We start from the raw sequence: 23,094 nt of genomic DNA, 5'->3' as shown, positions 1-23,094 counted from the left end.
TTGGAATGGCAAGGAAGCCGGCGCCCCCCCGGCTCGCGCCAACACCGCCCGGGCCGCGGCGGTCCCCGCCTCGAGGATCCCGCCGCCTCCCCGGGCCCAGCCATCCGGCCCATCGCGAAAGGAGTTCCCGATGATCCCAGTCTCCCGGCGCGCCGCGCGCGTGCTCGCCGCCGCGGCCTTCACGGCCGCCCTGGCCTCCCTTGCGGGATGCATCACGCCGCAGGGCGAAGGCCCGGCGTTCGGGCCCCAGGTGTCGTACGACCCGCTCCACGGCGCCGCCCAGCCCCCCAAGGGCGTCGCCAGCGAGCGCTGCCCGGTGCCCCGCTCCCCGTCCGGCCTGACCTCCGTGGACTTCCAGGGTCAGCAGCTCACGCTGTGGCCTTTCGCCGACCGCACCTTCGACGGCGCGGGCGAGGACCCCGTCAACCTGGTCTTCGCCGGCCAGGCCGATCCGCGCCAGATCCGGGCCGCGCTGCTGGCCCTGGACGGCAACCGCACCGCGTATGGCTTCCCCGACGTGTACCCGTTCAACGCCCGCTGGACCGACTCCAACGGCGACGCGATGCTGGCCTTCGCGGGGCTGGAGGGCTGGGCCGGCGGCGTGATCCAGCTGCAGCTCGGCAACTACGCGCCGGTGCGCGCGCACCTGCGCCTGTTCCGGACCGGAAGCCTGTTCGCGCCGGCTGGCGGCCCGCGCGGGACCTGGGCCGTCGGCAGTGCCCACTTCGAAGTGATGATCCCGGGCACCGCGGATCACCAGGTGCTCAGCTGGGAGCTGGCGGAACAGCTGGTCACCGTGGACCTGATGCGCACCGGCCTGCTGCACCCCACCGCCCCGGTGGGACAGACCGGGCAGATCAACCCGGCGCCCGGCTACCGGGCCATCCCCGACGTGATCTACAACCAGCTGCCGCCGGAGCTGATCGCGGCGATCGGCGGCCCACCGCAGCCCGCCCCCGGTCCGGTGCCCATCGCCACGGACGGCCGCGCCACGATCCTGCACCTGAGCGCGGCCGCCCCGGTCACGCCCGACCAACGCTCCGAAGACCTCACGTTCACCTACAGCCAGGTGGTGCCCAAGCCCATCTGCAACCCCTCCGGCGCGAGCTTCGTGCTGGTGGAGGGTCCGGTGGACTTCCACAAGCGGGCCTGGGTGGACGAGCGAGGCACCTACCGCTTCAAGTCCGGCTACTCCGGCAAGCTGAGGATCACCCCCCTCGACATCACCACCAACCCACCCTCGCCCGCCGGGGCGCCCTACGAGGCGACGGTCGGCGAGTCGCAGGAGGGGCAGCTGGACGCGCGCGGGGGCAGCCTCCACGCGGACACCCGCCGCATGGCGCCGCAGGCCGGCGGCACGGAATTCCTGATCCAGGTGATGAAGGTGGCCACCCACGGACCGAAGGCGGTGCGGTCGGTCACGCGGTGCAACCCCTGATCCGATCCGTCGGAAGGATCGCGCGGCGCCGCGGGGATGCCCGTGGCGCCGCGGCGCATTACGCGCCCGCAGACCCTTCGGCTATACTCCCCCCGGCCGCGACCGCAGGACGCAAACTGAGGACGGAGACGATGCAGGAAGAAGTCCGCCGGCTTGCCGAGGACGCCCGGCGCGAAAGAAACTGGAAGCGCTGGGGGCCCTATCTCGCGGCCCGCCAGTGGGGCACGGTGCGCGAGGACTACTCCGCGGCCGGGACCAGCTGGGACTACTTCCCGCACGACCACGCGCGCAGTCGCGCCTATCGCTGGGGCGAGGACGGCCTGCTCGGCGTCACCGACCGCGAGTGCCGCCTCTGCTTCGGCCTGGCCCTGTGGAACGGGCGCGATATCATCCTGAAGGAGCGCCCCTTCGGCCTCAGCGGCACCGAGGGCAACCACGGCGAGGACCTGAAGGAGTGCTACTTCTTCCTCGACTCCACCCCCACCCATTCGTACATGAAGGCGCTGTACAAGTACCCGCAGGCGGCGTTTCCGTACACCAGGCTGGTCCAGGAGAGCCTCCGGCGCACCGCGGCGGATCCGGAGTTCGAGCTGGCCGACGCGGGCGTGTTCGACGGCGGGCGTTACTTCGACGTCTTCGTCGAGTACGCCAAGGCCGCCCCCGACGACCTCCTGGTGCGCATCACGGCCGCCAATCGCGGCCCCGACGCGGCGGCGCTGCACCTGCTTCCGGGCCTGTGGTTTCGCAACACCTGGGCCTGGGGACGGGGCGGCGAGGAGTATGCGCCGAAGCCCTCGCTTCGGCTCACGCCCGAGCGCGGCGTGATCGCGGACCACGCCACCCTGGGCCGCTTCCACCTGCTGGCCGGACGGGGACCCGACGGCTCCGCGCCGCGGTGGCTGTTCACCGAGAACGAAACGAACATGGGCCGGCTGTTCGGCGCGCCTTCGGCCTCGCCGTTCGTGAAGGACGCGTTTCACGAGTTCCTGGTGAACGGGCGCGTGGAGGCGGTAAACCCGGCCGGGGTGGGGACCAAGGCGGCGGCGCATTATGCTCTCGAGATCCCGGCCGGCGGTGCGGTGGAATTGCGCCTGCGGCTGTGCGTCGGGGAGGGCGGGGCGGCCGCGGGCGCGGCCGCGGAGGCCCCGGATGCGGAGGCCGCGCTCGGCGCGGCGTTCGAGGCCGTGTTCCTCGAGCGGATCCGCGAAGCCGACGAGTACTACGCCGCCACGCTGGAGGCGGCGCTCACCGACGCCGAGCGGACGGTGGCGCGACAGGCGGCAGCCGGGCTGCTGTGGTCGAAGCAGTTCTACGGCTACGTGGTGCGCGAGTGGCTGGAGGGAGACCCGGCGCAGCCGGCGGCGCCGCCCGGGCGCTCGCAGGGGCGCAACCACGAGTGGTTCCACCTGCACAACCGCGACGTCGTCTCCATGCCCGACACCTGGGAGTATCCGTGGTATGCGGCGTGGGACCTGGCCTTCCACATGATCCCCTTCGCCCGACTGGACCCCGTGTTCGCGCGCGAACAGCTGGTGCTGTTCCTGCGCGAGTGGTACATGCACCCCAATGGACAGCTGCCCGCCTACGAGTGGGCACTCTCGGACGTGAATCCCCCGGTGCACGCCTGGGCCTGCTGGCGGGTGTACAAGCTGACCGGCCCGCGCGGCGGGCGCGACCGGCTGTTCCTGGAGCGGACGTTCCAGAAGCTGCTGCTGAACTTCACCTGGTGGGTGAACCGCAAGGACCTCCACGGCCGGAACCTCTTCACGGGGGGATTCCTGGGCCTGGACAACATCGGGGTGTTCGATCGATCCCGGCCGCTGCCCACCGGGGGCCACCTGGAGCAGGCCGACGCCACCGCGTGGATGGCCTTCTACTGCACCACCATGCTGGCGATGGCCCTGGAACTGGCCGACGGGGATGCCGCGTACGAAGACGTGGCCTCGAAGTTCTTCGAGCACTTCGTGGCCATTTCGGACGCGATGAACTGCCTCGGCGGCACCGGCCTGTGGGATGACCAGGATGGGTTCTACTACGATCAGCTCCACGTGGACGGGCGGCATATCCCGCTGCGCGTTCGCTCCATGGTGGGCCTGATCCCGCTGTTCGCCTGCGAGGTGCTGGAGCAGGAGGTGCTGGACCGGCTGCCCGGCTTCAGCAGGCGGCTGCGCTGGTTCCTGGAGAACCGGGGGGACCTCGCGGGGCATGTCGCGTACATGGACTCGGCCGGCGGCAACGGCCGGGTGCGCCGCCTGCTGGCCGTCCCGTCCCGCGAGCGGCTGGAGCGCGTATTGCGCTATATGCTCGACGAGAGGGAGTTTCTCTCCCCGCACGGGATCCGCTCGCTCTCGCGCGTCCACCGCGATCATCCGTACGAATTCAACACCCCGGACGGGGCGCACCGGGTGGCCTATGACCCGGGCGAGTCCACCACGGGGCTCTTCGGTGGCAACTCGAACTGGCGCGGGCCGGTGTGGTTTCCTGTGAACTACCTCCTGGTGGAGGCCCTGGAGCGCTATCACTACTTCTATGGCGACACGCTTACCGTGGAGTGCCCCACCGGCTCGGGGCGGCGCATGACGCTGGCCGGTGTGGCGCATGAGATCTCCTCGCGGCTGACCTCGCTGTTCCTGCCCGCCGCCGGGGGCCGTCGCCCGTGCCATGGCGCGGACCCGCGCTTCGCGTCCGACCCTCACTGGCGCGACCTGGTGTGGTTCTACGAGTATTTCCACGGCGACGACGGGCGCGGCGCCGGGGCCAGCCACCAGACCGGCTGGACCGCGCTGGTGCTGAGTCTGCTCGAAGGGCAGGCGCGGCGGCGCGGCGGCGCGGCCAAGGACACCGGGCAGCCCACGGGCCCGGGAGGCCGGAAAGGACGCACATGAACCTCTTCGCCGAGTGGCTCGAGGCCGACGGCCTGGGCGGGTTCGCGTCCGGGACCGTCTCGGGGATCCGGACCCGCCGCTACCACGCGCTGCTGCTGGCGGCGACCACGCCGCCCACCGGGCGCATGGTGCTGGTGAACGGGTTCATCGCCACCGTGGAGACCCCGGCGGGCACGTTCCAGCTGGGCGCGCAGCGCTACGCCCCGGATGCGGACGACCCGCCGGACTTCGCCGCGCGCATCGAGAAGTTCGCCCACCGCCCCTGGCCGAGCTGGACTTTTCGCCTTCCCGACGGCACCAGGATCGCGCAGGAGATCCTGGTGCGCCGCGGCTGGGCCGCCGCGGGCGTGACCTGGCGCGTGCGCGGACGCAGGCGCGGCGTGAAGCTGCGCGTCCGTCCGCTGCTCTCGGGGCGGGACGCGCACGCCACCCACAACGAGAACGCGGCGTTCCGCTTCGACGCGAAGACCGCGCGACGCCGCGTCACGTGGGCACCCTACGACGGAGTGCCCGCGGTGGTGTCCGTCGCCGACGCCGCGTACTCCCACGAGCCCGCCTGGTACCGCGGCTTTCAGTACGACCAGGAGCGGGATCGGGGCCTCGACTTCACCGAGGACCTCGCCAGCCCCGGCGTGCTTGCCTGGGACCTCTCCGCGGGCGAGGCCGCCTGGGCGCTGTCGGCCGAGGGGCCGGGCATCGCGGGACCGCCGCGGGGCGGCAGCGCGCCCGCGCTGCTCGACGAGATGCGCGCCACCGAAATGCGCCGCCGCGCAGCCTTCCCGTCCCCGCTGCACCGCGCCGCGGATGATTACCTGGTGCGGCGGGGGCGCGGCCTGACCGTGGTGGCGGGCTACCCCTGGTTCACCGACTGGGGCCGGGACACCTTTATCTCGCTGCGCGGCCTGTGCCTCGCGGGCGGTCGTCTCGCGGACGCGCGGGCCATCCTGCTGGAGTGGGCCGGCGCCGTCTCCGAGGGCATGCTCCCCAACCGCTTCACCGACGAGGGCGACACCCCGGAGTTCAACTCCGTGGACGCCTCGCTCTGGTACGTGATCGCAGTGGGCGACTATCTCGACGCCATGAAGGCCGCGCGGAAGCGCGTGCCGCAGGCGGAAGTCACGCGGCTGCGCAGGGCGGTGGAAGCGATCCTCGCGGGCTATGCGGGCGGCACGCGCTTCGACATCCGCCTGGACTCCGACGGCCTGGTGGCCGCCGGCGTGCCCGGGGTGCAGCTCACGTGGATGGACGCCAAGGCCGGTGACTGGGTGGTCACACCGCGCATCGGCAAGCCGGTGGAGATCCAGGCGCTGTGGATCAACGCGCTGCGCGCGGCGGAGCGGTTCACCGACCGCTGGCGCGACACGTGCGCGCGCGGCCTGGAGAGCTTCCGGGCGCGGTTCTGGAACGAGGCGGGCGCACACCTCCACGACGTCGTGGATGTGGACCACGTCCCCGGCACCGCGGACGCGGCGTTCCGCCCCAACCAGCTGTTCGCCGTGGGCGGGCTCCCGTTTGCGCTGCTGGAGGGCGAACGGGCCCGCCGCGTCGTGGATGCCGTGGAAGCGCGCCTCTGGACGCCCATGGGTCCGCGCACGCTGGCGCCGGGCTCCCCGGGGTACGCGCCCTTCTACGTGGGCGACCGCGTGACGCGCGACGGCGCGTACCACCAGGGCACCGCGTGGCCGTGGCTCACCGGACCGTTCGTGGAAGCGTGGGTGCGGGTGCGGGGCGGGACCGTGGCTGCGAAGCGGGAGGCGCGCCGGAGGTTCCTGAAGGAACTGCTCGCGAAGATGGAAGTCGGCCCGGGCCTGGGGCACGTCACCGAGGTGGCCGACGCGGAGGCCCCGCACACGGCGCGGGGCTGTCCGTTCCAGGCGTGGTCGGTGGGGGAGCTGCTGCGGCTGGAGAAACTGCTGGGCTGATGGAGCGCGACCGCGCCGTGCGTCCGAGCCGCGCGTCCCGACCGCGCGACCGCGCCGTGCGTCCGGCGCCGCCCAGATCGCCGGTGCCGGCATGGCGCACGTGCCCCGGCCAGGCCGGGCGGCGCCCTACCAGTCCCGGCGGCGGAACACCCACGCGGCCACCCACAGCGGCAGCGCGGTCTCCAGCACCAGCACCGTGAGGCCCAGGGCGACGCCACCCGCGCCTCCGAACATCTTCACCAGCACCGCCGAGGTGGGGCCGAACAGCGCGCCGGATCCCACCGCCAGCGTGGTCAGCACGCGGGCGAGGTCCACGGGGTTCAGCAGCAGCGCCGGAAACAACACCGACTGCAGCGGCAGGCCCCGCAGCATGGCGGTGGCCCCGAGCACCGCCAGATCGTAGGCCACCGCCATCAGCAGCCACAGCAGCAGCGCCGCCGACATCGCCTTGAAGCGGTCCGGCCACAGCGCCCCGATGCACAGCGCCGCCGCCACGGTGAGCCAGCCCAGCAATTGCGAGAGGCCGCACAGCACCAGGAATCCGGCGGCCTGGTCCCACCCGGCATTCAGGGCCACCACCAGCCCGCCGCCGCCGAAGCCCAGCGCCTGCGCCGCGCTCAGCGCCGCGGAGAGCCCCAGGAACTTGCCTGCCAGCACTTCCCCGCGTGACACCGGCTGGGCCAGCAGCAGCGCCAGCGACTCGCCGCTGCCCGCCACGCTCATCGTGCCCAGCATCAGCCCGGTCAGCGGCACCACCAGGAGCACCAGGTTGAGCAGGCTCAGCGTGACCCGGGCGAAGCCCTGGAAGCCCACCTCGCGGCCCTGCGCCAGGCCGAAGAAGCTCAGGCCCAGCACGAACAGCGCGAACAGCGCGGCGAAGGCGAACAGCCAGCGGGTCTCGAGCGCGCGCCGGAACTCCTCGCGGGCCACCACCCTCACGCGACGCAGGCCCTCCCGGCCCTGGAGGCTCCCGCTCATCGGTGACCCTCCACCAGGTGCGAGCCCGTGACCCGCAACCGCCCGGCGGGCCGGCCGTCCACCTGCCACGCGAAGTCCTCCCCGGGAAGGTCCGCCGGGAATTCCCCGCTCCATGCGCCCCCGGGCGCCAGGTCCAGCGGACCGATCAGGCTTTCGTATCCGGCCAGCGCGAGGCGCACCGAGCTGCGACCGCGGTTGACCACGCGCAGCAGCACGCGGCTGCCCTTGGGCACCGCGGACATGGATGGCGTGACCGAGCCGTCGCGGATCTCGAGATCCAGCCGGGCCACGGGGGGAGCCGTGCGCGCCTCCACCGCCCGGGCCGCGGGATGCGGCACGCGCACCCACCATGCCGTCCCCAGGGCCGCGGCCAGCACCAGGCCCGCCAGCAGCGCGTACGACCGCCTCACGGCGCGCCTCCCGGGGCCGCCGCGAGGAACTGCGGCCAGGCCTGCACGCGGCCACCGGTCTGCGCGGCCAGATCCTCCGCGGCGCGCCGGTCCAGGAACGCGGCCAAGCCGCCGCCCATCGGGGTCGGAAAGTGACCCTGGACCACCCACATCGAGTCGGCGGCGTGAAGCGCGGACTGGTCGTAGTCGGGCAGGTAGTGGCGGATCGCGCCCGGCGCCCTGCCGGATCCCGGCGCGGCGGCCAGCTGGCGCTCCTCCCGCACCAGGCACTCGATGGCGTCGTAGCAGCGAACCTCGCCGTCCTGGATGCGCTCGCACGCCAGCCGCAGGTCCTGGATCTCCATGCCGCACGCCGCGCACGGGGTGCCGCGCGCGATGGGGCGCGGGCCGGCAGGCCGGGACCCGCAGCCGGCCAGCGGGAATGCGATGCCGCAGGCCAGGAGCAGCGCCGCACAGCGCGCCACCCGGATGCGCGGAATCCCCGTGCGGCCCGGCCGCGCGCCACGCCGGGAATCCCGGACCCGGTCAGTCATCGCGGCGTCCCCCGCGCACCACGGCGAGGAAGAGCTCCTCCAGCGTGGGCCGCAGCAACTCGAAGGAGCGCACCGCCACGCCCGAGGCGCGCAGGGTCTCCAGGGCCTCGAGGTGCCGCCCGCCGGGCGGGTCGAGCACCAGCCGCCCGCGATCGAGGACCTCCACGCGCGTGCCCGCGGCGGCGAGGACGGCGCGCGCGGCGTCGGGCGCCCCGTCCACGTCCACCTGCAGGCGCGTCGCGCCCGCCTGGCGCCTCCGGAGGTCTTCCAGGCGCTCCAGGCCGGCGGCGCGGCCATCCACGAGGATCAGGACCCGATCGGCCACCCGCTCCACCTCGGCCAGGAAGTGCGAGCACAGCAGCACGGTCTTGCCATCTCGCTGCAGGTTCTCCACCAGCGTGCGGAATTCCCAGGTGGCCTCGGGATCCAGGCTCGCGGTGGGCTCGTCCAGCACCAGCAGCGCGGGATCGCCCAGCAGGGCCTGTGCCAGCGCCAGTCGCTGCACGTAGCCGCCGGAGAGCTCCACGGCGCGGCGCGAGGCGTGCGAGCCCAGGCCCACGCGGTCGAGCGCGCGGCCCACATCCCCGGGGCCGAGCCCGCGCAGGTCCGCGAAGAAGCGCAGCACCTCGGCCACGGTGCGTCCCGGGGGGAACTCGGATTTCTGCGGCACGTAGCCCACGTTCGCCCGCGCCCGGGGATCCATGGGCGCCAGCCCGGGCGAGCCCACTTCCACCGTTCCCGCATCCGGGCGCACCAGCCCCAGCAAAATCTTGAGCGTGGTGGTCTTGCCCGCGCCGTTGGGGCCGATGAGCGCGAACGTCTCCCCCGGCGCGACCTCGAAGGACAGCTCGCGCACCGCGCGCACCGGCCCGTAGCTCTTGCTCAGCCGCTCCACGCGGATCATCGCCACGGCGCGGCCCTCCAGGCACCCGCCAGCCCCGCCCCCAGAATGCCGGCGAACAGCGCCGCCGCGGCCCACGCCGGCCGCGGGCGCTCCGGGGCCGCGCGCCGGTGGTCCGCGGCCTGCCCCGTGGCGACCACCGCGCGCACCGACGGGAAGCGGTCCAGGGCCTCGCTGGGGCGCAACGCCGGGAACACCCGCTCGGCCACTCCCAGCGCCGCCACCGCGGGGCTCTTGGAGAGCACCGCGAGGTCCGGGAACTGCTTCGAAAGGAACGCGAACGCGGTGACCGGCGCGTACGGCACGTCGCTCACGCCGTCGGCATCGAGGTCGTAGGGCGCGTTGTCGCTCCAGTAGTTCCCGGCGCGGCCGTCGTCGAAGGCGTTGTCGGTGGTGCGCATGTCCAGGGCCACCGGGTAGTCGTCGTGGATGAAGTTGTTCTGCCAGAACTTGTTCTCCGCGCACGAAGAGTACAGCAGCAGCCCCCAGCCGTTGTCGGCGAGCAGGTTGCCGCGGAAGCGGTTGCGGTTGGAGTTGTCCATGAAGACCGCGATGGTGTTGTCCACCAGGCGGTTCCGCTCGAAGGTCCCGTTGGAGCAGTCGCGCAGCAGCAGGCCGTAGGTGCGCGGGCCCCGATTGTGGAGGAAGTCGTTGTCCGAGACCTGGAGGTGGTTGGAGAACATGATCGCGCAGCCCGCGACGTTGCGGGCGAACAGGTTGCCGTGGAGGCGGTTCTCCTGACAGTACATGGTGTGCAGGCCGTAGCGACCGCAGAACTGCAGCCGGTTGTCCTCCACCACGACGTCGCTGGTGAACGAGAGGTAGATCGCGTCGAGGAACCGCTCCACCGCGCAGCCCTCGATGCGGATGCCGGAGCTGTACCACAGGTGGATGCCGTTGCCCTCCCCCGACTCGTCCAGCGGCGCGACGCGCCCGGTCACGCGGCACCCGGTGATGAGCGCGTCCTTCACCCGCTCGCCGTAGATCCCGTAGAGCACGTCGCGCACCACCATGCGGCGCAGGCGGGTCCCGGAGCAACGGAGCAGGTGCACGCCGGCATCAATGGTGATGACCCTGCGGCCGCTGCCCCGGATTTCGAAATCCTCCAGCCGCACGTCCGTGGCGGCCACCACGATCACCGTGCCCCGGCCGCCGCCGTCCACCACCGCCCCCGGCTCGCCCCGCAGCGTCAGGGGAATGCGCACGTCGAGCGGGCCGGCATGCGCGCCGCGCGCCAGCACCACGGTGTCCCCGGGCGCGGACGCGGAGATCGCCGCCCGGGCCGCGCCGGGGGCCGCCTCCGCGCGCCGCACGGCTGCCCGCGCCCCGCCGCCCGCCAGGGCGCACATCAGCGTGGTGAGCGCCACGGCGCCGAGCACGCGGGCGGACGGGGTGGGCAGCCGCACCGTCTTCCTCACCCGCGCGGACCCCCGGCCCGGCGCGCGGCGCGCCGCTCCAGCAGCACCACCACCGGCCCCAGGAGCCACGCCAGGCCGAGCAGCAGCGTGCCGGGGCCCGGAACGCTCAGCACCCGGAAATTGGCCATGTGCCTGATCCCGATCAGTGGCGGCGTGAAGATGGGCAGCTTGATCGGGGCGTGTGGATTGAGGTCGTGACCGTAGTGGTACAGCCAGCGCGCGAAGTCGAAGAACATGTAGGCGGAGAAGCCGGTGAACGCCAGCCAGCCCAGGAGCGCCACCCATCGCCGGTTCACCAGCGCCGCGACCAGTGCCATCAGCCCGAAGAGCGTGAGCGCCTGCGGCAGGTAGCGGAACTCGGCGAAATCGGCCGCCGAGATGGCCTTCATCCCCACGTAGTGGTTGAGCGTGTTGATGCTCTGCAGGTCGCCGCGAATGTCGTTGGCGAAGATGGTCAGCTGCAGTCCCTCGCGGTACTGCGGCGCCCACAGCTTCATGATCCAGATGGGAAGCACCGGCAGGAAGAAGACCGGCAGCAGCACCAGCGCCGCCAGCCAGATCCATCGCCGCTGGTTTCCCGCGAATGTCCCCGTGAGGTAACTCAAGGTGTTCTCCTGGTCACGCGACCCGTGTTCCCGGCGCTGTGCCGGCCGCCGCGCCGGCCCCCGACTTCGGGCGAAGGGCCCGCCGGCACCGGGTCCGGCGGGCCCGAAGGCCTCAGTGTCGCATCAGCGCAGCCACTTCGCTGACGCGTTGGGCGCTGGGACGCTGCAACGAGCTCACCTTTGAGCCCGGCGGGGCGACCTCGATGTAGCCCTGCATCTCCTGGTGCAGCGCACTGCAGAAGTTCGAGCAGTAGAAGGGCGTCACGCCGGACTTCCCGGCCACCCAGCGCATGGTCTTGGTCTCGCCGGGATCGACCTGCATGTCCTTGCTCGAGAACAGGATTCCGAAGCCGTGCGCGATGTCCTCCTCCTGCTCCACGTTGGTGACGTGGAAGTACACCGTGTCTCCCTGCACCACGCGCAGCACGTCCGGCGTGAAGTGCGAGCGCACCGCCACCATGTACACGTCCACGCGGCGGCCCTTGCGCTCCACTCGCGCCTCCTCCGGGCGCTTGATGGCGCGGGGGTTGTGATTCTCGTCCATGGGGTAGTACTTGATCGGCTTGACCTTCTCGGCGCGGATCATCTGCGCATAGTGGGGCTCGAGGTAGGTCGGGAAGTCGTACAGCAGCTCCATCTTCGGCCCGCGGAGGTCAATCAGCTGCGCGGCCTCCGGGTGCGCCGGGCCCACCTGCAGATAGCGGTCCTTGGACAGCTTGTCGAGGGCCACCACGTACTCGCCCGTGGGGTGGCGCGTGTCGCCCTCGGATGCCATGAGGTGGCCGATGGAGTAGTAGACATCAATGTCATCCACCACCTTCCACGGCGGCCCCACCTTCCACTTGGCGATCTTGGAGTCGAGGAACAGCGAGGTGTACGCGAAGCCCTTGCCGTCGAACTGGGTGTGCAGCGGCCCCAGGCCCACGGGCACCCTGGCTTCCAGGCAGTCGGCGTACTTGAGGACCGGAATGCCGTCCTTCTCGCCGTCAAACTGCCCCGCCGCGATGGCCGCGGCGATCTTCTTGAAGCTGAACACGCTGACCTCGGCCTGCAGCTTGCCGGCGCAGCAGATGTACTCGCCGCTGGGATCCACGTCCACGCCGTGCGGGCTCTTGGGCACCGGCACCAGGTAGACGATCCCCTTCACCGTGGCGGGGTCCAGCACCGGGGCGCCGCCGATCTGCCGGGCCTTGCCCTCGTCCACCGCCTTCTGCGCGGCACGCCAGTCCACGGCGGCGACGTAGTCCATCTCGTTCTGCGAGGCCTTGGTCTCCAGCGAGTCGAAGGCCCCCTCGCTGTTGTAGCAGGTGAAGAACTCCCACCCGTGGCTGGGGCCCTTGCCCGCGTCGGCCAGGTCCCAGTCGAAGGGCGGCATGAGGATCTCGAAGCCCAGGCTCATGTGGCCGCTCTTCGGATCCACCTTCACGCCCGCGATGATGCCCTTGAAGTTCTTCCCGTAATCCTCGACGCGGCTGTAGCTGCCCACCGGCACGGGGGCCGAGAAGCGCGACGCCGCGAACACATACTCGGTGTTGGGCGTGGGGAACGGACACGCGTGCGCGGCCGAAACGTTCGGAATGGGCCCGAAGATCTCGTGGGTGACGAAGTCCCTCAGGTCTATGCGCGCGATCCGTGCGTTGGGCATGTCGTTGATGAACAGCCAGCGTCCGTCGTAGTCGCCGTCGGTCTCGGACAGCCCCGGGTGGTGCGCGTCGCCCCAGGTGTAGCCCTTGAGCATCTCGCGCGACTCCTCGTCCACCCCGTACCCCTTGGCCGGCTCGGGGGTGAATACCGGGATGGTGGTGATGTGACGGCAGGATGGCATCCCGTACACGAACACCTGGCCGGAATGTCCGCCCGAGAAGAAAGCGTAGTAGGCGTCGTGCTCGCCGGGCTTCACGTACACCTTTTGCGCGGCCGAGGCGAAGTTGCCTGCGCCTCCCTTGGCGCCGCCCGAACAGCCCATCCACGAGAGCGCGGCCCACAGGGTCAGCGCCCCCGCAGCGGCGAACCAGGTCCAGCGGGTCTTGAGCATCACTCCTCCTCCGGGTGGGGGTCAGCGGGCCGCGGCGGGCTCGCGGTCCTTCTTCTTGAAGAACTCGATCACCGCGCGGGCCTCTTCCTGCGTCAGGCCCTGGTTGGGCATCTGCAGCGCAAACTGCGTGAACAGCTGGCGGGAAATCGGATCCTCCTTGATCATGATCTCGGGGTGCAGGATCTGGTTCTCCATCCACTCCGCGGTGCGGCGGCCGGTCACGCCCTTCAGATCCGGGCAGTTGAGCTTCCGGCCGAACGCGTGGCACGCCGAACAGCCCTTCTTCTGGAACAGCTGTTCTCCCTGGGCCGCCCTGGAGTCGTCCATGGGCGAGGCGAACGCGCGTGGGCCCCGGTCGTACTTCGAAACCGGGGGCGTTCCACCGCCCTGCGCTTCCTTCGCGGTGCCCTCCTGCTTCTGACCGCCGCACCCGGCGGCCGCCAGACCCGCCAGCGCGCTCGCCAGCAGCGCCCATCTCCAGCAGACCTTCACCCGGCTCCTCACTTTCAGTCTTGGCCCGCCGGGTCGTCCCGGCGCGCCGTGCCCAGTTCCAGGACCGCCAGCCCCGCATCCAGCGCCTCGATCCCCGCGGGATCCAGGACGCTCTGTGCGACTCGGAACACGGCCCGCTCTTCCTTCCGGATGTGGATCCGCAACAGATCCACCAGGTCGGCCACCAGCACCCGCACCTGCCCGTCCCGCGGCTCCGACGGAGCCTCGCCCAGCAGGAACCGCAGTCGCGAGAGCATGCCGCGCAGTTCGACGTGGTCGGCCGAGAGTGGCTCCACGCTGTCGCGGGCCTCCGGCATCACGGCGAGCAGCGCCGGAAACAGCAACTCGTCCTCGGCGGCCATGTGGGTGTCGAACTGCCGCAGGAGCATCTCGGCGAAGCGATGGAGGGCCCCGTCGCTGGGAAGGGCGCGTGCGGCGCGCCTGCGACCGCCCAGCGCCTCCTCCTCCAGCTCCGCGACCTGCTCCAGCACCCGCCGATGGTCGTGGCGCAGCCGGTCGAAGAAGCCGGGAGCGGTGTGGCCGGGCGCGCGGGATGCATCGGGGAGAGGCGACATGGAGGCGATTGTGACGGGAAACGGCCCCCGCCCCCATGACGGGGGTCAGCGCGGAGGCAGGATCAGCGCGGGCGTTGCAACGTCGCAACTGCTTGGGATTACAGCCGACTCAAGGCCGGGGCGGGCAGCGCGTATGATGGCGGTCATACCGCCGGGAGCGGGGATTTCCGGAGGGAAGGAGAACGGGGCGGGGCGGATCCCGCGATCCGTCCCGCCCCGCGCCGGCACGTGCGACGCTTGCCTAGTCCACCAGGCTGGTTCCCGAGGTCGCCGGCAGGCGCGGCAGCGTCTGCCGGGGGAACTCCCCGGTGAGGCCCTCGAGGAATGCGACGATGTCGGCGCTCTCCGCGGGCGTGAGGTCCTTGTCGAGCTGTGTCTTCGCCATCACCGTCACCGCTTCCCGCAGCGTCGGGACCGACCCGTTATGGAAGTACGGCGCCGTGAGAGCGACGTTCCGCCACGTCTGGACGCGCCACAGATTGCGGTCCTCCTCCTTCTTCGTCACCCCGAAGCGGCCCGCGTCGGCCTTGAGGTCGTACTTGGCCACGGAGGCGGCGACCTCGTTGGTGGGGAACTTCTGGTAGAAGCCCTGGCCGGACTCCAGTACCGGGCCCGCGAAATTCGGGCCGCTGTGGCAGCTGACGCAACCGATCTTCTCCACCAGGTCCTTGCCGCGCACGGCGGCGGCGGAGAGCGCCTTCGCATTCCCGCCCAGGTACCGGTCCACCGGGCTGTTCGGCGTGATCAGGGTGCGCTCGTAGGCGGCGATGGCGCGGGCCACGTTGTCGATGGTGAGCGCGTTCCTGCCGCCGAACACCCGCTGGAATTGCCGGCGGTAGCCGGGCGCCGCGGCGATGCGCTTGATCACCAGCGAGTGGTCCGCCATTCCCATTTCGACCGGGTTGACCATCGGCCCCTTGGCCTGGTCCTCGAGCGTGCTGGCGCGGCCGTCCCAGAATTGCACCGACATGAAGGCCGCATTCCACACCGTGGGCGCGGATCGCCCGCCCTTCCTGCCGTCCACGCCGACCGAGTTGGGCCGGTTGTCCTCGCCCCCGGCCATCACGTTGTGGCAGGAGTTGCACGACACCGTCCCGGTGAGCGAGAGGCGCGGGTCGAAGAACAGCTGCTTGCCGAGTTCCACCTTGGCCGCGCTCATGGGGTTGCCCGCGGGCACCGGCGGGCTCTTCGGCAGCGGCTCCATCGCCAACGCCGCGGTCACCCACGCCGCCACTCCCAGTGCCATCAAACCACCCGGCAGAATCCTGCCCTTCATCTGCGCACCTCCCTCGGACTGTTCCCCTCAACCACCCGGCGACACGCTTCGGAAACGCCGGAAGTCGCGCACTCCCCGTTTCGCGCGGACGCGCGGGCCCTGAGGGCGCGCTCCCGGAGAGGCTTCGCCAGGGAGTCTAGCGCATTCCGGACGCCCCACGACACCCGGCCCGGGAGCCGGTGGCGCCGGGCGCCCGGACGTGCTAACTCTCTCGGCGTCAAAGGATGGCCGCTCCGGCCGGGCAGGCCGTCCTCCCATCCGCGGGAGGCACATTGGGTCCCGACATTCGCTCCGAACGCCTGCTGGCCCTGTTGCGGGGTGTACCCATGTTCCGCGGGCTGCCCCCCGACGACCTGCGCCGCGTTGCCGGGGTCACCTCGGTGCAGGATCTCACTCGCGGCGACTATCTGTGGCACGAAGGCGATCCCTCGGACCACCTGTGCATCCTGGTCCGCGGCCGGGTGAAGATCGTCAAGCACGGCCAGTCGGGCGACATCATTCTGGAGATCTTCGGGCAGGGCGAGCCGGTGGGGGCCATCGCCGTGTACAACTGCATGGCCTACCCTGCCGACGCGGTATGCCTGGAGCCGGTGACGGTGCTTCAACTGGCCCGGCGCGACTACTTCGAACTGCTCGATCGCAGCCCCGGCTTCGCGCGCACGCTGCTGCTGGAACTCACGCGGCTCACCGTGAGTCTGACGCGCAAGATCGAGGAGATGCGCGGTCAGCGCGTGGAGGTTCGCGTGGCGCAGCTGTTCCTCACCCTGGCGCGGCGCATGGGCCGCCCCGGCGCCACCGGCACGGAGGTGCCGATCCACCTGTCCCGGCAGGAGGTGGCCGACCTGGTGGGCACCACCGTGGAGTCCGCCATCCGCGTGATGTCGCGCTGGGGCCGCGAGGGCACGCTCATCACCGGCGACGGGTGCTTCGTGATCCCGGACCTCGAAAAGCTGCGCGAAGTGGCCCACGCAGCCACGGAAGAACCCTGAGCCGGGAGCGCCCCGTGATCCGACCGACCCCTGAGATTCGCCTGCCGCTGGAGGGCCTTCCCGAATGGTGCGTCCGCGGCTGGCGGACGGAGGACGCGCGCTCGCTGACCCTGCACGCCAACAACCCGGCCGTGGCGCGCAATCTGCGCGACTCCTTCCCGCACCCCTACCTGGAGGAGCACGCCCGCGAGTGGATCCTCGCCGGGCGCGCCGCCGACCCACCCACGCACCTCGCCATCGCGCACCTCGACGACGCCGTCGGCGGCATCGGCGTGCACCCGCAGCAGGACATCTTCCGCTACTCGCGCCTGCGCGCCGAGTGAGCCCGCTTCCAATCCCCGCTAGGGCATCGAGCGGATGTAGGCCTGGAGCTGGCTGATGCCGGCGCTGGAGATCATCGGGTAGGAGGGCATGCTCTCCTTGCCGTAACGCACCGCCTCGTACACCTCCCCCGACTTGCCCCGCACACCCTCGCGGCAGCGCGCCGTGCCCCGCCCGGTCGAGCCGTGACACTGCATGCAGTAGCGGAAGTACAGGTCCCGCCCCGTGGCAGGCGCCGGGAGCGCCGCCAGCCAGGCCTGGATGAGCGTGGCCTGCTCCTGGGTCACCCCGGGCAGGCGGGCCATGGTGTAGGTCCCCTGGCTCACCGCCGACCAGGCCGGAATGTCCACCGAGGGATATGCGGACGGCGCGAGCGCGGCGAGCCCCGGCCCGCTCGTCCCGCCCTCGGCCGCGGAACCATGGCAGCGCGCGCAGTAGTATGAGTACAGCCCGGGCCCGTCGGTGGGCAGGGCGAACCGGGCCAGGAACAGCTCGATTTGGGAAATCTCGGAGTCGGCGAAGGCAGTGTAGGCCGGCATGTCACCTCGGCCGTGGCGCACGATTTCCGCGATGTTCCTCGCGCCCTGAATTGCCGGCCCCCGGGCCGGGAGTCCCTGCGCCGAATCGCCGTGGCACGTGGCGCACTGCTGCGCGTAGAGCCGCGCCCCCTTGGAGACCGCGGAGAGTGTGTCCTGCACCACGAGGCGCGGTTTGGGAGCCGGAAGCGGCTCGGGATCGAGCAGGCGGCAGGCGGTGACCGTGAGCATCGCGGTCAGGACGAAGGCCAGCGGCAGGGGGACGTGGCGGAGGGCGGTCCTGAATGTCGGGCGGGAAGTCTCGGATGTCATCCGGAAAATTCTCGCATGAGGAGCGCCGCGGGCACAACCTGCGATCCGGGGACAAAGAAATAGGGTGGGCTGCTTTCGCAACCCACCCAGGACACCGGACGCTGGCCGCTTATCGTCCGGCATCTTTTCCTGATCATCTGGTCTACTTGCGAACCACTCATCGCCCGCATTCGACGATACAAAAGTATACCATTCCGGGGGTGTCTGTCAACAAGAATCTTCACCATCCCCGCCGGGGATCGCTATTTTCTTTCGTGTCTGTGTAAGACGAAGCCAGTACTGACTTTAGGGTAGAAGTACGTGGACTTCTGGGGCATTCGAAGCCCGGCTCGGGCCACCGAGAAGACCGATTCGATGGGCGTGGGGCGCAGGAGAAACACCGCCTGCGCATCGATTCGCAGTTGCTCCAGGGCGGGACCGGCGTCGTGCAGGTAGCGCAGGTTCGCCTGCCGCCGCAGGGCGTCCTCCCCGATGCCCAGGGCCTGGTGCAGCACCGCCTCGTGCAGGACCGAGACATCCAGGTCGCGCAGCGGGCCGGGCAGGCCCGCCAGGGCCTCCGGGGCGCTGCCGGGCAGCAGTTCCAGGTCCCACAGGGTGTCGTCGCCGCGGCGCGCGAAGCCCAGCAGGCGGCCCGGGCGCGCCGGTGCCGCGCGCTCCCAGCGCTCCACGTCGGCGGGCTGGTCCCACCGGCCCGCTGCCCGCACGAGGAAGAAGCGGCGCAGCGTGTCCTCGAGCGCGGCGAACCGGCCGGCCTCCAGGCCGTGCACCACCCGGTGGGTCGGCAGGATGCTCAGGCCCGGCTGAGGCACCGGGGCGAAGAACGCCACGCAGTAGGCCGCCGTGCCCGGATCCTCGCCGCGCTCGCGCATCTCCGCCAGGTGCCGCAGCGCCGACTCGTAACGGTGGTGCCCGTCGGCGAACACCAGCGGCTGGCCGTGCAGCGCCCGCATCACGGTCTCGCACGCCTCCGGCTCGTCCATGCGCCACAACTCGTCGTGCCCGTGATCGTGCCCGCCGCGCGTCGCGCGGGCGTCCCACGGGCGCGTCATGGCGGCCTCGAGCGCGGTGCGCACGTGGCCGCCGGGGTCCTCGAACAACGCGAAGACCGGGCTCAGGTTCACACGCACCTCGCGCAGCAGCCGGTAGCGGTCCTCGCGCGGCCCCGCCAGCGTGTTCTCGTGGGCCATCACCTGCCGGCCGAAGGGCTCCAGGCGCAGCAGACCCAGGAAGCCGACCCGCTCGGCCACCCCCGAGCCGTTGCGTCGGTAGGCCTGCCGGTACGGGTAGAACGCCGGGTGCGGGTCCTGCACCAGCGCGCCCTCCCCCAACCACGCCTCCAACTGCTCGCGCGAGGCGCGGTAGCGGCTGTCCGGCTGACCCGGATGATCCTCGGGCAGGATCAGGCGCACCACGTTGTGCGGGTGACGCTCGCGCAGCCCGGCCACCTCGGCCGGGCTTTCGATGACATCGTAGGGCGGCGCGATGACCCGGCTCAGGTCGCGGCGCTCGCCGGAGAATCGCAGGGCTCGGAAGGGTCGGACTTCGGGCATTTCCTCTCTCCGGGAATTCCGACGCCGGGCAGTCACTCGAGCCTGCCGCGGCGCGTGTTCCGTGAACTCCTGCCGGGAGCGGGCCTCGACGCCCGCCCCGCAGTCCTCAGGGTGAGATCATCGGCCGGGAAAACCACATCTTCGCCACGCGCTCGGCGGGCTTGTGCTGCGGCGTGAACGTCCGGTCGGCCGGACCTCCGGCGTCGTCGTGTTTCGGGTGCCACTTCCACAGGCATACGCCCGCAAACCACGGCCGGTCCCAGAACACCCGGAACAGCGCCTCGTAGCAGCGCTCCTGCAGGCCCATGTCCGCGGGGCCGTCGGGGTCCCATTCCCACGGGCGCGTCGCGGCGCTGCGGCAGCTCTTGTAGCCGACCTCGGTGAACAGCACCGGCCGTCCCCAGGCGCGCGCCGCGCCCTCCAGGGGTTCACGCCAGCGCTCCCACCCGCGCTCCAGTTCCGCCCCCGCCGGCGAGGGGAACTCCGAGAGGGGGTAATACGCCTGCACGCCGATGGCGTCGAGCGCGTCCCAGAAGGCCACGCTGTCCACCTCGCCATCCCAGTTCGCGGCGTAGGTGAGCCGTCCGTGATACACGCGGCGCACGGCGGCGATGACCGCACGCCAGTCGCGCTCGCGCGAGGCCGTGCCCTTCAGTTCCACGCCCACGCACAGCATCTCCATGCGCTCCCGCTCCGCCAGCGCGGCGTAGTGGGTGATGAACGCGGTGTACTCGCGGAACCACGCCTGCCAGCCGCGCGCGTCGCGCATGCGAATCTCGCCACACCAGCGGCCGCCGTGCAGCCACACGTGCGGCTTGAGCATCACCTTGAGCCCTGCGCGGTGGGCCAGGCGCGCGGTCACCGCGAGACCGGTATCCGTCTCCCCCCAGTAGGGGCCAAAGCCCAGCACGCTGCGGGAATTCACGCGGATTCGCGGCTCGTCCACCGCGCGCTGCCACCCGAAGGGAGTCTGCGAGATCCAGCCGGCGCCCAGGGCCGTCACCGGGGCCAGGTCGGCCGCAACCACGGGGCGGCCCCCCTCCCAGCACACGCCGCGGACCCGCTCGGCGGCGGGCACGACCGGGGGCGGGCTCGAGACGGGCGGGGACCCGGCCCTCGCCGGGGCGGCGGTCAGCAGGATCGCGAGCACGGCGCCGAAGTGAAGTGCCCGGGGTTGCAGCCGGGGCGTGGGCAAGTTGGTTTCCTCCAGTGGATTCGATGCATCCGCGGCGCGGAGTGTTCGCGGGCCGGGCCCAAGTCGCAACCCGAACCCGCAGCCCGAACCCGTGTCGCGGGCCGGGCCCGGGATGGTATACTGCCGCGTCCGACTTGCCCAATCCCATCTCCCTGCACGGCAGGCCTTTCACATCACCGAGGTTCTGCATGTCCCGATCCGGCCTGATCCTCGCGATCTGCCTGTGCCTGCTCTCTTCCGCGCCAGGGCGATGCGCCGGCGGGGTGACTCGCTCCTGGCAGGTCTCCCTCGAAGCTCCCGGCTCCCACGAGCGGTTGATGCTGGGCGGATTCGACGTCGCCCACGTGCGTCCCGGCTACCGGGCGCTGGTCCTGGCCGACGACGCGGAGGCCGCGCGGCTGGCGGCCACGGGCTTCGACCCACTGTTGCTGGACGCCGATCCCGGGAGGACGCTGTCCGCGCGCGCGGCGACGGATCTCCAGGCCGGAGGGTCCGCACGGGGCATGCCCGCGTCCCCCGAGACGGTGCCCGCCTTCGGCGCCGGCACCATGGCCGGCCACTTCACCACCACCGAGATCAAGGGCTTCCTGGACTCGCTGGCGGCCACCGACACGCACGGGATCTTCTCCAGCGTGGACACCGTGGGCTGGTCCTACCGCCACCGGCCCATCTGGGGGGTGCGCGTCACCGGCCCCGGCGCCGGGCCGAAACCGCGGGTGTGGTACAACGCGCTGATCCACGCGCGCGAGCCCGGGGGCATGGAGTCCCTGCTCCACTTCCTGGGGCGGCTGCACGAGGGCTATGGCGTGGATCCCGACCTCACGTATCTCGTGGACCGGCGGGAGCTGTACTTCGTGCCGCTGCTGAACCCCGACGGCTACGCGGTCAACGAGAGCATCTACGCCAGCACCGGCTCGGTCGGGCTGTGGCGCAAGAACACCCGTGACAACGACAGCAACGGCATCCTCAACGGCCAGGACGGCGTGGACCTGAACCGCAACTTCGGCGCCAAGTGGGGCTACGACAACGCGGGCAGCAGCCCCACGCGAGCCAGCGAGGCCTATCGCGGCCCGGCGGCATGGTCGGAGCCCGAGACGCGGGCCGTCCGCGCGTGGTGCGACTCGCTGCAGTTCACCAGCGCCCTGAGCTTCCACGCCTACGGCGGGCTGGTGCTGTTCCCCTACGGCTACGTCAACCTGGTGCCCCCGGACTCCTCCTCCTTCTACGAATGGGGCCAGGACTTCGCCGCCGACAACCACTCCACCGTGGGCAATCCGCCGCGCACGCTGTACGTGGTGAACGGCGACGCGGACGACTGGCTGTATTCCGAGGTCACGGAGAAGAGCCGCGCGTGGCCCGCCACCGCCGAGGTGGGCGACGCCAACGACGGCTTCTGGCCGCAGCCTTCGCGCGTGCTGCCGCTGGCCCGGCAGCAGGTGCGCGGGGAGATGGGCACCGCCTACCTCGCAGGCAGGTTCTTCCGGCTCCAGGGCGCGCCGGTGATCGCGGGCGACGGACGGGTGCACCCCGGGGTGCGCGCCACGATGCGGCTGCAGGTGAAGAACCGCGGCCTCACCGAGACCGGCACGGGCCCGCTCACCGCGACGCTGCGCAACCTCGACGGCCTGGCGGCGGTGCTGGACAGCGTGGCCACGTACGTTCCGCCCCCCCCCGGCACGATCGCCGCCCCGGTGGACTCCGGTTTCGTGGTGTACGCCGGGCCGGCCGTCCCCCCCGGTCGGGTGCTGAACTTCCAGGTGGTCTTCTCCGACGTCGAGGGCTACTCCGGCACCGACTCCTTTCAGGTCGTGGTGGGCACCCCGGCGGTCCTTTTCGCCGACAGCGCCGAGGCAGGCATGGCGAGCTGGACCGCGAACGGCTGGAACACCACCACCGCGCAGGCGCACGACGGGCTGCGCAGCTTCGCCGACAGCCCGGGCATCTACTACCTCGCGAACGCCGACACCCGCATGACGCTGGCGCAGCCCCTGGACCTCTCCGCAGCCCCGAACGCGTACCTGTTCTTCTGGACCCGCTGGGATATCGAGGCGGGGTTCGACTGCGGCACGGTGGAGATTTCCCCCGACTCGGGGGCCACCTGGTCCGCACTCCCCGGGCGATTCACCCGCGCGGGCGCCGGCAACCTGGGCGGCTTTTCGGGAGGCGCACAGCCGCTCGACGCCCCGGTCTACGACGCCTACCGGCACGAGTTCGTGGAGGAGCGCGTGGACCTCTCCGCCTATGCGGGGCCGGGCGGCCGGCCGGTGCTGCTCCGCTTTCGGCTGCGTTCCGACGGCGGCACTCAGCGCGACGGCTGGTACGTGGACGGGATCCGCGTGGTCGCCTTCCACGACGGGTCCCCCACCGCGGTCCGCGAACCGGTGTCACCGCCGGCCTTTCGCGCGGGGCGCGCGGGCCCGAACCCCACCCGCGGCGGCGCCCGGTTGGAGTTTGTGCTCCCCATCGCCGGCCAGGTGCATGCCGAGGTGCTGGGTGTGGATGGCCGGAGGATCGCCCGCCTGCCCGGCGGCCCGATGCCGGCGGGCACACACTGGCTGGAATGGGACGGCAGGAGCGCCGGCGGCGCCCCGGCTCCCCCGGGGATCTACTTCCTGAGGCTGCGCTTCGGTCAGGAAGTCGCCGTGCGGAAGGTGGCCGTGGCCCGGTGAGACCGCGGTCCCAACCCCCGCCGGCCCACCGGCCGCGGTTGCGGATTTTTCGGA

General features: G+C 71.6%; 19 protein-coding genes. 6 read left to right on the top strand and 13 right to left on the bottom strand.

The window, feature by feature from the left end; all coding sequences use genetic code 11:
• Positions 1-130 precede the first annotated feature (130 nt).
• From HZB25_13135 to HZB25_13125, 3 genes are all read left to right on the top strand, one after another.
• Positions 131-1,438 carry a hypothetical protein gene (locus HZB25_13135; protein MBI5838176.1) on the top strand — a complete coding sequence of 436 codons (1,308 nt, stop codon included), beginning with the start codon at positions 131-133 and terminating at the stop codon, positions 1,436-1,438.
• A 131-nt stretch (positions 1,439-1,569) separates the two neighbouring features.
• Positions 1,570-4,323, top strand: coding sequence for a glucosidase (locus HZB25_13130; protein MBI5838175.1), 2,754 nt, complete (start codon positions 1,570-1,572; stop codon positions 4,321-4,323).
• Positions 4,320-6,245 (top strand): glycogen debranching enzyme family protein, encoded by a 1,926-nt coding sequence (locus tag HZB25_13125; GenBank protein MBI5838174.1) that lies wholly within the window; start codon positions 4,320-4,322, stop codon positions 6,243-6,245. The genes HZB25_13130 and HZB25_13125 overlap by 4 nt, the downstream gene beginning before the upstream one ends.
• Before the next feature lie 126 nt (positions 6,246-6,371).
• Here HZB25_13125 and HZB25_13120 read toward each other — a convergent pair whose 3' ends face one another.
• The 10 genes from HZB25_13120 to HZB25_13075 form a co-directional block, all read right to left on the bottom strand.
• Positions 6,372-7,223 carry an ABC transporter permease subunit gene (locus tag HZB25_13120; GenBank protein ID MBI5838173.1) on the bottom strand — a complete coding sequence of 284 codons (852 nt, stop codon included), beginning with the start codon at positions 7,221-7,223 and terminating at the stop codon, positions 6,372-6,374.
• A complete protein-coding gene (locus tag HZB25_13115) occupies positions 7,220-7,633 on the bottom strand; it encodes a hypothetical protein (GenBank protein ID MBI5838172.1) in 414 nt (137 codons plus the stop codon). The genes HZB25_13120 and HZB25_13115 overlap by 4 nt, the downstream gene beginning before the upstream one ends.
• Positions 7,630-8,166: a nitrous oxide reductase accessory protein NosL gene (locus tag HZB25_13110; GenBank protein MBI5838171.1), complete on the bottom strand. Its 537-nt coding sequence runs from the start codon at positions 8,164-8,166 to the stop codon at positions 7,630-7,632. Before HZB25_13110 ends, HZB25_13115 begins: the two co-directional genes overlap by 4 nt.
• Entirely contained in the window at positions 8,159-9,076 is a 918-nt protein-coding gene (locus HZB25_13105; GenBank protein ID MBI5838170.1) for an ABC transporter ATP-binding protein, read from the bottom strand. The genes HZB25_13110 and HZB25_13105 overlap by 8 nt, the downstream gene beginning before the upstream one ends.
• The gene (gene nosD / locus HZB25_13100) at positions 9,067-10,485 is read right to left on the bottom strand and encodes a nitrous oxide reductase family maturation protein NosD (protein ID MBI5838169.1); all 1,419 of its coding nucleotides are present in this window, start codon (positions 10,483-10,485) and stop codon (positions 9,067-9,069) included. The genes HZB25_13105 and nosD overlap by 10 nt, the downstream gene beginning before the upstream one ends.
• The gene (locus tag HZB25_13095) at positions 10,482-11,090 is read right to left on the bottom strand and encodes a hypothetical protein (GenBank protein MBI5838168.1); all 609 of its coding nucleotides are present in this window, start codon (positions 11,088-11,090) and stop codon (positions 10,482-10,484) included. Before HZB25_13095 ends, nosD begins: the two co-directional genes overlap by 4 nt.
• A gap of 112 nt (positions 11,091-11,202) precedes the next feature.
• Positions 11,203-13,125 carry a Sec-dependent nitrous-oxide reductase gene (gene nosZ, locus HZB25_13090; GenBank protein ID MBI5838167.1) on the bottom strand — a complete coding sequence of 641 codons (1,923 nt, stop codon included), beginning with the start codon at positions 13,123-13,125 and terminating at the stop codon, positions 11,203-11,205.
• Between the two features lie 21 nt (positions 13,126-13,146).
• The gene (locus tag HZB25_13085; GenBank protein MBI5838166.1) at positions 13,147-13,617 is read right to left on the bottom strand and encodes a cytochrome c; all 471 of its coding nucleotides are present in this window, start codon (positions 13,615-13,617) and stop codon (positions 13,147-13,149) included.
• Positions 13,618-13,631: 14 nt separating this feature from the next.
• Positions 13,632-14,192, bottom strand: a complete 561-nt coding sequence (locus tag HZB25_13080; protein MBI5838165.1) for a hemerythrin domain-containing protein — start codon at positions 14,190-14,192, stop codon at positions 13,632-13,634.
• A 241-nt stretch (positions 14,193-14,433) separates the two neighbouring features.
• Positions 14,434-15,468 (bottom strand): c-type cytochrome, encoded by a 1,035-nt coding sequence (locus HZB25_13075; GenBank protein ID MBI5838164.1) that lies wholly within the window; start codon positions 15,466-15,468, stop codon positions 14,434-14,436.
• Positions 15,469-15,740: 272 nt separating this feature from the next.
• Between HZB25_13075 and HZB25_13070 the strand changes: the two genes are divergently transcribed.
• Positions 15,741-16,457: a Crp/Fnr family transcriptional regulator gene (locus HZB25_13070; GenBank protein ID MBI5838163.1), complete on the top strand. Its 717-nt coding sequence runs from the start codon at positions 15,741-15,743 to the stop codon at positions 16,455-16,457.
• A 14-nt stretch (positions 16,458-16,471) separates the two neighbouring features.
• Complete coding sequence (locus HZB25_13065) at positions 16,472-16,780, top strand: hypothetical protein (GenBank protein ID MBI5838162.1); 309 nt, start codon at positions 16,472-16,474, stop codon at positions 16,778-16,780.
• 18 nt (positions 16,781-16,798) lie between these two features.
• Here HZB25_13065 and HZB25_13060 read toward each other — a convergent pair whose 3' ends face one another.
• From HZB25_13060 to HZB25_13050, 3 genes are all read right to left on the bottom strand, one after another.
• On the bottom strand, positions 16,799-17,626 hold the full coding sequence (locus tag HZB25_13060) for a c-type cytochrome (GenBank protein ID MBI5838161.1): 828 nt from the start codon (positions 17,624-17,626) through the stop codon (positions 16,799-16,801).
• Between the two features lie 242 nt (positions 17,627-17,868).
• Complete coding sequence (locus HZB25_13055) at positions 17,869-19,176, bottom strand: DUF1015 domain-containing protein (GenBank protein MBI5838160.1); 1,308 nt, start codon at positions 19,174-19,176, stop codon at positions 17,869-17,871.
• 106 nt (positions 19,177-19,282) lie between these two features.
• Entirely contained in the window at positions 19,283-20,371 is a 1,089-nt protein-coding gene (locus HZB25_13050; protein MBI5838159.1) for a hypothetical protein, read from the bottom strand.
• A 188-nt stretch (positions 20,372-20,559) separates the two neighbouring features.
• Here HZB25_13050 and HZB25_13045 point away from each other — a divergent pair, with 188 nt between their 5' ends.
• Positions 20,560-23,040: an immune inhibitor A gene (locus tag HZB25_13045; GenBank protein MBI5838158.1), complete on the top strand. Its 2,481-nt coding sequence runs from the start codon at positions 20,560-20,562 to the stop codon at positions 23,038-23,040.
• Positions 23,041-23,094 lie beyond the last annotated feature (54 nt).

It is taken from the genome of Candidatus Eisenbacteria bacterium (assembly GCA_016235265.1).
Classification (GTDB): Bacteria; Eisenbacteria; RBG-16-71-46; order RBG-16-71-46; family JACRLI01; genus JACRLI01.
The sequence above is the reverse complement of the archived record's forward strand: the minus strand, read 5'-3'. Positions and strand labels throughout refer to the sequence as shown.

Coding starts and splice junctions, on each gene's coding strand:
- HZB25_13110 (MBI5838171.1), bottom strand. CDS start 8,166: ATGACTGACCGGGTCCGGGATTCCCGGCGTGGCGCGCGGCCGGGCCGC.
- HZB25_13125 (MBI5838174.1), top strand. CDS start 4,320: ATGAACCTCTTCGCCGAGTGGCTCGAGGCCGACGGCCTGGGCGGGTTC.
- HZB25_13075 (MBI5838164.1), bottom strand. CDS start 15,468: ATGAAGGGCAGGATTCTGCCGGGTGGTTTGATGGCACTGGGAGTGGCG.
- HZB25_13130 (MBI5838175.1), top strand. CDS start 1,570: ATGCAGGAAGAAGTCCGCCGGCTTGCCGAGGACGCCCGGCGCGAAAGA.
- HZB25_13045 (MBI5838158.1), top strand. CDS start 20,560: ATGTCCCGATCCGGCCTGATCCTCGCGATCTGCCTGTGCCTGCTCTCT.
- HZB25_13135 (MBI5838176.1), top strand. CDS start 131: ATGATCCCAGTCTCCCGGCGCGCCGCGCGCGTGCTCGCCGCCGCGGCC.
- nosZ (MBI5838167.1), bottom strand. CDS start 13,125: ATGCTCAAGACCCGCTGGACCTGGTTCGCCGCTGCGGGGGCGCTGACC.
- HZB25_13120 (MBI5838173.1), bottom strand. CDS start 7,223: ATGAGCGGGAGCCTCCAGGGCCGGGAGGGCCTGCGTCGCGTGAGGGTG.
- HZB25_13080 (MBI5838165.1), bottom strand. CDS start 14,192: ATGTCGCCTCTCCCCGATGCATCCCGCGCGCCCGGCCACACCGCTCCC.
- HZB25_13055 (MBI5838160.1), bottom strand. CDS start 19,176: ATGCCCGAAGTCCGACCCTTCCGAGCCCTGCGATTCTCCGGCGAGCGC.
- HZB25_13060 (MBI5838161.1), bottom strand. CDS start 17,626: ATGACATCCGAGACTTCCCGCCCGACATTCAGGACCGCCCTCCGCCAC.